Source organism: Moorena sp. SIO1F2 (genome assembly GCF_010672755.1).
Lineage (GTDB): Bacteria > Cyanobacteriota > Cyanobacteriia > Cyanobacteriales > Coleofasciculaceae > Moorena.
Window position 1 is genome coordinate 1 of sequence record NZ_JAAHFV010000256.1, and the last position, 9563, is coordinate 9563.

6 protein-coding genes and 1 pseudogene are annotated in these 9563 nt (G+C 44.3%); 4 read left to right on the forward strand and 3 right to left on the reverse strand.

The window, feature by feature from the left end; all coding sequences use genetic code 11:
* Positions 1-270: 270 nt before the first annotated feature.
* Positions 271-843 (reverse strand): hypothetical protein, encoded by a 573-nt coding sequence (locus tag F6J94_RS24190; RefSeq protein WP_367142263.1) that lies wholly within the window; start codon positions 841-843, stop codon positions 271-273.
* A 203-nt stretch (positions 844-1046) separates the two neighbouring features.
* Between F6J94_RS24190 and F6J94_RS24195 the strand changes: the two genes are divergently transcribed.
* Positions 1047-1184: a hypothetical protein gene (locus F6J94_RS24195; protein WP_293044850.1), complete on the forward strand. Its 138-nt coding sequence runs from the start codon at positions 1047-1049 to the stop codon at positions 1182-1184.
* Here F6J94_RS24195 and F6J94_RS24200 read toward each other — a convergent pair.
* Together F6J94_RS24200 and F6J94_RS24205 are read right to left on the reverse strand one after the other, a co-directional pair.
* Positions 1162-4743 carry an AAA-like domain-containing protein gene (locus F6J94_RS24200; RefSeq protein WP_293044852.1) on the reverse strand — a complete coding sequence of 1194 codons (3582 nt, stop codon included), beginning with the start codon at positions 4741-4743 and terminating at the stop codon, positions 1162-1164. The two genes, F6J94_RS24195 and F6J94_RS24200, sit on opposite strands and share 23 nt — an antisense overlap.
* Positions 4744-4765: 22 nt before the next feature.
* Positions 4766-6103 (reverse strand): AAA-like domain-containing protein, encoded by a 1338-nt coding sequence (locus tag F6J94_RS24205; RefSeq protein WP_293044853.1) that lies wholly within the window; start codon positions 6101-6103, stop codon positions 4766-4768.
* A gap of 986 nt (positions 6104-7089) precedes the next feature.
* On the opposite strand from F6J94_RS24205, the gene F6J94_RS24210 reads away from it, so the two are divergent.
* The 3 genes and pseudogenes from F6J94_RS24210 to F6J94_RS24220 form a co-directional block, all read left to right on the forward strand.
* The gene (locus tag F6J94_RS24210; protein ID WP_293044855.1) at positions 7090-8529 is read left to right on the forward strand and encodes a bifunctional diguanylate cyclase/phosphodiesterase; all 1440 of its coding nucleotides are present in this window, start codon (positions 7090-7092) and stop codon (positions 8527-8529) included.
* Between the two features lie 198 nt (positions 8530-8727).
* The gene (locus F6J94_RS24215; RefSeq protein ID WP_293044857.1) at positions 8728-8916 is read left to right on the forward strand and encodes a hypothetical protein; all 189 of its coding nucleotides are present in this window, start codon (positions 8728-8730) and stop codon (positions 8914-8916) included.
* A pseudogene (locus F6J94_RS24220) lies at positions 8903-9563 on the forward strand (hypothetical protein); the annotation flags it as partial. The gene F6J94_RS24215 and the pseudogene F6J94_RS24220, both read left to right, overlap by 14 nt.

Sequence of the window (9563 nt, forward strand, 5' to 3'; positions counted from 1 at the left end):
TATAATATACAAGGGATATTATTATTGTTGCACCATAACATATAAAATATCTATATAATTGTATAAAAAACAAAAAACTATTTAAAATAATTGATTATTGATAGTTAAAAATATCTTACTTTATATCAAATCCGGATAATTTTCTATACTTACAATATCCAGACAAAATCTTTCTCCCCCTACTCCCTACTCCCTACTCCCTACTCCCTACTCCCTACTCCCTACTCCCTACTCCCTACTCCCTACTCCCTACTCCCTACTCCCTATGCCCTATTCCCTGCCCGCATCTCTATCACCAAGAACAGCTACCAAAATTCGTAACAATTCTTCTAAATCAGCTGGAACACGGTAAAGATTCAGGTCTTGAGTAACTTGTTTATGCTCTCGGTGCAAAAGCCCAAATTGCCAGATATCCCCTGTAGAAACAGCACCCTGTAAAATCAATTGGTCACCGTCACTCCATAGATCGAGGGCAATTAATTCTACAGCAAGTTGGGTAAAGCCTCTTTGGAGATTAGCATTTTTGGCTTCTATGACCAGCAGTTTACTATCGGTATAAAGATAATAGTCTAGATAACCTTTTAAGTATTCTGTAACAGTGAGGGGATATTCGATTCTTAGCTGGGCTTGAGTATAGTGGATTAAATCAAGTAAAATAGGAGCGATTAGTAATTCCCGTCGAGCTGCTTCACTGGTTAAACTAACATAGGGTAAGCTTTCTTCAATTCTGGATTTGAGACTAGAAAGTCGGTCTAGTTTTGTTGTAGACTTTTCTAAATTCAAAGATCTTCGCTTCAAGGTATAGCCAAATTCAGCCAGAATGTCTTCTGGCTCAACTACCATCTCAAAATAACTTCTAAACGTATAAGATTTACCAGGTTGGAGGATGGGAATTTTGTTCATCATTAAAATAGGGAGTGGGGAGATGGGGAGATGGGGAGATGGGGAGATGGGGAGATGGGGAGATTTTTATTAAGGATAATTATCCTGAAATGATATAAGTTTAATTATTTAGATAAGTTATAATTATAGCGTTTATCATAGCTATGAGGTACACAATATTTTTCACCTCTTGCCTCTTGCCTCTTGCATGCATGCCTTTTGCCTCTTACCTGCTCCCTGCTCCCTGCTCCCGACTCCCGACTCCCTACTCCCTACTCCCTACTCCCTTTTCAATTCCTTAATCCGATCACAAAGAGTGCGATCGCTTTTTTCTAGCTCAGCATTTGTTATCAAATAATCCTGGACCCAATCACAACTATAGGTTAGGACTTGATCAAGATCGAGGACTTGATCCACATTCCACAAAATTATCTTACTATCAGCACTAGCAGAGGCTAGAATTTCCCCATCTTGGCTGAAGGCAATTCCCTCCACCTCATCTTGATGTGCTGTGAGGGTAGTCAGCAAGGTACCATCCCGCTGCCAAAGTTTCACCGTCTTGTCAGCACTGGCAGAAGCGATCATTGTGCCATCGGGGCTGAAGGTCACTCCCGTAATCCGGTCACTGTGTCCTGTCAGGGTATGTAGCAGTTTTGGTTTTGTCAGATACCAGTCTTCACTGTCTCCTTTCCAGACTTTAACTGTCTTATCCTCACTACCAGAAGCAATAAGCTCACCATCGGGGCTAAATGCCACAGTTTTTACCTCATCCTCATGGCCTGTGAGAGTATAGAGACTATGGCTCCAGCATTCCGGTAGTAAATTGCTGTTGTCACGGTGCGCGTTCCCTAGCGCTTTGAAAAAGCGCGGGGTCGCAGCGCTTGGTTTTGCTTGCCCTGTACAGGTACTATCCCACTTCCAGAGTTTAATAGTTTTATCTTCAGACGCCGAAGCTATTATCTTACCATTGGGACTGAACGCTACTCCATCCACCTCATTGCTATGACCTTCTAGGGTGGTTAGTAAAGTCCCATTCCGCTGCCACAGTTTAATGGTTTTATCTTCAGAGGCTGAAGCAATTATCTGACCATCGGGACTGAACGCTACTCCCTCAACCCCAGCGGAATGGTTGTTCAAAGTACCTAGCAAGGTGCCATCTTGATCCGAGAGTTTCACTCTCTTGTCACTACTTGCGGAAGCAATAATGTCACCATCGGGACTAAATGCTACTCCCCTAACTATAGCGCTATTATTACTCAGAGTCGATTGCAAGGTGCCGTCTGGTTGCCAGAGTTTGACAGTGTTGTCGCTACTTGCGCAAGCAATCAGCTTACCATCGGGGCTGAATGCCACTGCCCTAACCCCACTGCAATGACCAGTAAGGGTTGTGTACAAGGTACTGTTCTGTTTCCAAAGCTTAATCGTACTGTCCTCACTAGCCGAAGCAATTATCTCACCATCAGGGCTGAATGCTACTCCCTGTACCTCATCCCGATGACCTTCTAAGATAGTGAGCAACCTGCCCTCTTTTGTCCAGAGTTTAATGCTATTATCCTCACTAGCCGAGGCAATTAGCTTACCATCGGGACTAAAAGCAACTGCATAAACTTCGTCCCTATGTCCTGTTAAGGTTTTAAGGAAGCTACCCTCTTTTCTCCAGAGTTTGACAGTATTGTCTTCAGAGGCAGAAGCAATAATCTCACCATCGGGGCTAAACGCTACTCCTTTAACTCCTGCACTATGACCTGTAAAGGTTCTAAGCAAGCTACCCTCTTTTGTCCAGAGTTTGACAGTATTGTCTTCAGAAGCAGAAGCAATAATCTCACCATCGGGGCTAAACGCTATTCCTTCAACTCCTGCACTATGCCCTGTCAGGAGTTTGTGTAACTTGCCCTCTATGGTCAAAAGTTTGACAGTGTTGTCTTCACTAGCGGAGGCGATTAGCTTACCATCCGGGCTGAAGGCTACTGCTTCAAACCCAGCACTATAGTTAGTGAAGGTGTTTAGCAAGATGCCCTCTGTTGTCCAAATTTTGACAGTGTTGTCGGCACTAGCCGAGGCAATCATCTCACCATCTGGGCTAAATGCCACTCCCTTAACTTGGGAGCCATGACCTTCTAGGGTGTTTACCAGCTTGCCGTCCCGCTGCCAAATTTTGACAGTGTTGTCACCGCTAGCCGAGGCAATCATCTCACCATCTGGGCTAAAAACCAGGTCGTAAACCGCACCCCGATGTCCTGACAAGCGATTGTACTCCTTAATCTCATACATGATTCGCCAGAGCATTTTCTCAACTTGAGTCTGGGTATCTGCCTTTGCTCCAGCTAACTGTTGCAGTTTGTTCCAAGCCTTGATGGCGTAGATCAAGGCATCCAACTTGTGATTGGAGGCATAGAAGACTTCAGAGGATTTAGCGATCGCATTAATTTCGTTAATGACAGCTTTTTCGTACTCCAGGAAAGCCATCAGTCTTAAACTAGCCGACACTAGAAATCCTGTGCTCACTGTAGCCAGCAGCAGCTTTTGCAGTCGGGAAATTTCCTTTTCTTTGGTCAATTGTATTGCCACCGCTTTAGTTCGTGCGGCTTCAGCCCGTTGAGCCTCCCGTTTATCCAAAGCTTGGCTAGCCGATAAGAACTGATAATCTTGGTCACTCAGGCTACGGGAATCTGCCCAAGCTAAAGCATCGAGTAAGGCTTGACCTCGCAATAGTCTCGATTCATCTTGACAATCACTATTGAACCAATCTCTTAGACTTGTGCCATAGGGACGAAGATTTGATAGTTGCTTGCTGACCCAATCACAGTTGAAAACAGCCGCATAAATGGGGTTGCGAACCTTAACCTTGCCCTGACTCTTGACCACTAATCCCGACAGTAGCAATTCCATTTGTTCCCAACTGTCATCTGCTGCTACTGCCCCCTGTTGCAGAATTTGCTGATAAAGTCCTAATAACCGCCCAGCCCGTTGCTCATTGCTGAGAATGCGATCGCGTATGGTCCTGAGATGCTCTGGTTTATCTTGGACTTCCCAGTTGTTAATAATCCGCCTATCCACAAGGGACTCAAGAGATGTGGGATTGACAGTACCATTCTCTGTATCCTCTAGAATCAGCTGACATAGCTTTTGGGTCAGTAAAGGTTGTCCTCCCGTAAACGCTAAGATTTCCCTAAGTAAGGCTTTGGGATTGCTAACCCTTCCGCTCAATCCTAGCCCTAGAGTTTCGGATTCTTCCAGAGTAAATCCACATAACTCAATCCCCCTTCCGATATTAAACGGAGTCCGTTGCTTATCTACAATCAAATCCGAGGGAGTGGCTACCCCTAACAAAACAAAACTGAGGCGTTGGTAGGCTTGGTTTTCTGTGCGCTTGTTGTAGCAAGCTCGGATTAGGGCAAAAAAATCTTCAATCGGGAACGATAAACCCAGAATGCTATCGATTTCATCAATAAAGATTACCAAATTTCCCTCAACCTCTGCCAGTAGCACCTCCTCAATAAAATCACTAAGACGCTTCACTGGGGATAGATAAGAGTGTGAACGCCACCAAGCTCGTAAATTGACCTGGAGGTTGAAGCTGCTCACCAGACAGCGTACTACACTAGCATACCACTGGTCTGCTGTCAAATCTTGGGTACCAATTTCCGTCAAATCAACGATTCCACAGTGGATGCCTATTCTTTGTAATCGGTGAGTAGTTTGCACCCTCAAAGAAGACTTACCCATTTGCCTGGAGGTAAGGACATAACAAAACTCCCCCGCTATCAGAGCCTTATACAAATCCTGATCTGCTCTACGGCGCACATAGCAGAGGGTATCAGGGGGTAAACTTCCGCCAACTTGATAGTTGTGCTTTTTCATGATTTACAGGCATCAATGGGTTTTACCCCAAGTGAGTACTAAAGTACTGACGATACAAATCACAACTAGGCACAGCCCCCTGTTTGTGGAGCTGTACTAATCCTAAACTTTGCAACTTAAAGGCTAGCTTTTGCTCTAATTCCACTGGCTGGGATGACATAACCACTTTTCGATAGGCTACTACCAGTTGTGGATATTGTTGTAGATTCCACCATTGTCGTCGAAGGTCATCATGATAAATTCCCGATTCAGTTGCTGCTGAATTCAATAACTCCTCAAAGGTAACGTCACCGCGCCTAAGATGATATAATGCTACTCTTAAAAGACAAGGATTTCCTCCTACTTTAGCCATAATTAATGATATGTGATCGAAGCTGGAATCATCACTACCCCAATCGATTCCGTGGCGACGGGCTAATTCTTGCACTTGGGCGTTAGTAAACTCTGGCAATTCAATAGATAATCCCACATTAAAAGGGGATTGGTGGATATGTAACGTAATATAAATATCAGTAGAATGTATAATAACTAAGCGCAATTTTTGCCAAATTGTGCTACCGGTTACACCGTATTTGGCTTTCTCATACCAAGCTCGCAACAAACCCAAAAAATCCGTGGCAATGGCAGGGTAATTAAACAACAGGTTGACCTCATCTAAGGCCAATACCACCGGTGTATCTATTTCTTTTAATAGATACTTCTCGAAGTAATCTGTGGTATTTCCACTGCTGCCAAAGATATCATCCCAATAATCAGTCAGTCGATTCGGTAATTCTAGGCTACGAGTGACTGTGGCACAGAACCATTGTAAAAATCGCTCTAAATCGGTGAACACATTGGCATCGGCTTGCTGCAAGCTCAGAGCAACTGTGCGGAAGCCAGATGCTCTAGCGTGATCAAGAATCCTCACCATCAGCGAGGTTTTACCCATCTGTCTAGGGGCTTTAATTCGGATTAATGCCCCTGGCTGCAACACTGTTTCGTAACATAAAGAGTCATTGGGGGGACGCTCGATATAAAAAGAAGAATTCAGAGGCACCACACCTCTAGGTAATTCCATCTCTGTAGGTAATTCCAGCTCGACCTCTGGCAACTCCTCAAGCTCCACCTCTCGTAATCGCTCCCTGATCACAGAACGAATGTTATTTTTTGTGATCTTCTCTCCAAAAACCTCTGAGAGGATATGCCACAACCGGGAGCCAACCACCCGAATGTAATCGGCATCGTAACCGGAACCGTCAGCAATCTCTTGATAAGTTTGTCCTGACCAACATTGGCGGAGCACCAGTTCTTGAACTGCGTTTAAGCGTTCGGGTTTGATGACCGTATCCACTATCGCCAATGCTTCTTCAACACTCATTACTTTTTATTATGTAATCAATTATAATTATTTATTACTTTTTCTCACAGACAAAGCCAAATTGCCGATTTACCTTAAGGATAGGGATCGCAAATCGTCCTTTAGGGTTAACGCCAAGTCAGCGTTCAATAAGCGATCGCTGGCTACCTACTTCAAGGGGGATCAGCTTCCCTAGTCAACCAGGCTTACGCAATTAAGCCATCTAAAAACTACCTATACGGGTTAAAGGGTTAGTAAACAGCTAGAAAAAATGTCACAGAGTCTACCAAAAACTCTTATTATTTGTTAGACTTAAATTAGGGTAACACCGACAGGGATTATTATGTAACTTAAATTAAAGCCGAAAACCAAGGGTTTAATAGTTGCGCTCTCGACCTACGGTGGAACCACTTTTTTGACATTTCTATGGCGCTCGCGGGATATTCCGTCAGAGCTTTGGGAGATACCCCCTGGATGTGAAAGCATCTTGCATTGGCGGGCCTTGGTCTATCTTGGTAGACTTTGGTAGCTAAAAAGTATCGGTAACAGTTAAAACTACCTCGTAATTGTGGGCATCCAACAATAGGGCATGGGATTTACCCCTACTCCATGCTCTATTTTGTTATACCTGGTTAACTAATGGTTAACTAAGATGTTCCATAACTGATCCACGGTACTGTTCCACAGTGGCTAGCGTTGTATTGAAGTTTGGTTTTCGAGAGTTGACCGTTGCTTGTTTATCGTCCACATTCAGTCCACATTCAACAGTCCCACCTCTGATTTAAACGGTATAACCGCAACTTAGGATGATGCCAAACAGCGTTATTGATTTGCTGAGTCAAACCATCAGGAAGGATGTTCATCGTTAACAACCATTAACACAATTGAGCTTAAAGAATATGGCAAAACGTTTACTATACCACAGCTTTTGCCTTTCGGGTTTCCTTTTTGGCTCAATTATCAATGAGTAACTCAATTGGGCTAATTCAGGGTGATAGAGAAAGTAGGTGTTCGCTAGAATTAACAATGATCAGCCAGATCAGCAACCTGTAGAAAGGTTTCAGGATTCTGCCTTTAATGACCTCCTGATTCCCTGGCTTAACCCAGATAGTTTTAGGAGACGGTTGAGGCAAGTAATCCAGAGGTCAAAGTGGTATAAGGGTTATCGATTCGCCGTCTTATTGGTGGCTTTGGAACGTTTCAAAGTCATTCAGTTTAGTATGGGACGGCAAGTGGGATCAAAATTGCTAAAGGCTTTTGATTCTCGCTTGACTTATACCCTGAATTCTACCGTTAACTATACCGTTAACTATACCGTTAACTATACAGTGGCGCGGTGGTCAGAAGATGAATTAGCGGTCTTGCTCCAAGACATTAACGATGTCAGTGAAGCTACCTTGGTAGCAGAACAGATTTGCGCTAGCCTGCGATCGCCTTTTTCGATTGATGACCATGAGATCTTTATGAGTGCCAATATTGGAATTGCTAGCAATGACAGGGATGATTACCAACCCTCTGCTCTTCTTGACAACGCCAGTCTAGCTCTTTATCGAGCCAAAATGGAAAGTAACACTGGCTATCAGCTATTTACCCCTGCCATGCGCACCCGGAGTGCAGAGCGGTTGCAGTTAGAAGATAGTTTACGCTTGGGTATTAAGCGCCAAGAATTGCGGCTTTATTACCAGCCGATTGTGTCTCTTGAAACCCATAAGCTGGCTGGCTTTGAGGCACTGGTGCGCTGGGAGCATCCCGAACGGGGACTGCTGTTGCCAGCAGAATTTATTCCGGTGGCAGAAGAAACAAAGCTGATTGTGCCACTGGGTTGGTGGGTACTACGGGAGGCTTGCCAACAAATGTGGCAGTGGCAACAACAGTTTGCCCAATATCGAGATTTAACCATCAGCGTTAACGTCTCTAGCTTACAATTATCCCAACCAGATCTAATCAGTAAAATCGACACAATTTTGTGGGATTCTGGTCTCGATGCCAAGAGTTTGAAACTGGAGATCACAGAAAGTGTACTGCTGGAAACCACTGCAGTGGTTCTGTTGGAGAAACTCAAACAGCGAGAGATTCAGTTGTGCATTGATGATTTTGGGACTGGCTATTCTGCCTTGAGTTACTTGCCAAATTTACCCATTGATATATTGAAAATTGACCGCTCTTTTGTCAAAGGCATGAGTGATGATCACAAACATGGGGAAATATTGCGGTGGATGGTAAAGTTGGCAAACGACCTTGGTATACATGTAGTAGCAGAGGGAGTAGAAACTGAAAAGCAATGGGGACAGCTTTGTGATTGGCGTTGTCAATATGGACAGGGGTATTGGTTTTCTAAACCTTTAAATGCCGAAGCTACTGAAGCCTGGTTAGAGGGTTTAAGTGTGGGGAGATGGGGAGATGGGGAGATGGGGAGATGGGGAGATGGGGAGATGGGGAATCGGTAAGTTAGAAGTTAGAAGTTAGAATTTAGAATTTAGAATTTAGAATTTAGAATTTAGAATTTAGAATTTAGAATTGGGAATCGGGAATCGGGAACTTCGGATCAAGGAAGATTAGAACAGCAGAGGATTTCTTGGTGTGATCAGAAATCAGGATTGGGTTTGATGATCGACTGCGCGTTTATGATACTGTTTATGATACTTATGAGGTACATTCAATTTTTCCATAGGCCACTCCCGACTCCCGACTCCCGACTCCCGACTCCCTACTCCCTACTCCCTAATGATTCCCAATGCCGAACGATACTGGCTCAAAAATGCCTACGTACCATGTTGCCTACTGGAAAACAGCAACGTTTGCGATCGCAACGAGCAGGGTTTGTGCTTAGTTGATATTGAAATTAATCAGGGAGCCATTGCTGCTATGGTGCCAAAGGCGATTTTTCCCAAGGGGCAGCAAAACACGATGGTCGAAAAGAGCCGCTACGGGAACGCAAACAGTACCGACAACAGCATTGCAAACAGTGTTGAAGCTAGCACAGATACCAGTAACATACCCAGTCATATCCCGAGTATAGATCTCAAGCAAGGACAAGTATGGCCCTGTTTTCTAGATATACACACCCATCTGGATAAAGGTCATATCTGGGAACGGTCTCCCAATCCTGATGGTACCTTTAATAGTGCCTGTCTGACCGGAGATGCTGATGCCGAAACCTATTGGCAAGGGGAAGATTTATATCGGCGCATGGAATTTGGACTCAAATGTAGCTATGCTCATGGCACTAAAGCTATCCGCACCCACATTGACTGGGTTGGAGAACAAAGTGCGATTAGCCTAGGCGTTTTCCAAACCCTCCAGAAAGAATGGCTTGACAGAATTACCCTACAAGCAGTGTCTCTAGTTACTCTAGATTACTATCAAACTCCCGCCGCTGCCATTACCTTAGCCGACACAATTGCTGAAATCGGAGGCATACTTGGGGGAGTAGCCTATAGCATCCAGGTCTTGGTTGCTATAGGCTACTCCCCCAAGTATG

Coding starts and splice junctions, on each gene's coding strand:
- F6J94_RS24205 (WP_293044853.1), bottom strand. CDS start 6,103: ATGAGTGTTGAAGAAGCATTGGCGATAGTGGATACGGTCATCAAACCC.
- F6J94_RS24195 (WP_293044850.1), top strand. CDS start 1,047: ATGAGGTACACAATATTTTTCACCTCTTGCCTCTTGCCTCTTGCATGC.
- F6J94_RS24215 (WP_293044857.1), top strand. CDS start 8,728: ATGAGGTACATTCAATTTTTCCATAGGCCACTCCCGACTCCCGACTCC.
- F6J94_RS24200 (WP_293044852.1), bottom strand. CDS start 4,743: ATGAAAAAGCACAACTATCAAGTTGGCGGAAGTTTACCCCCTGATACC.
- F6J94_RS24190 (WP_367142263.1), bottom strand. CDS start 843: ATGGTAGTTGAGCCAGAAGACATTCTGGCTGAATTTGGCTATACCTTG.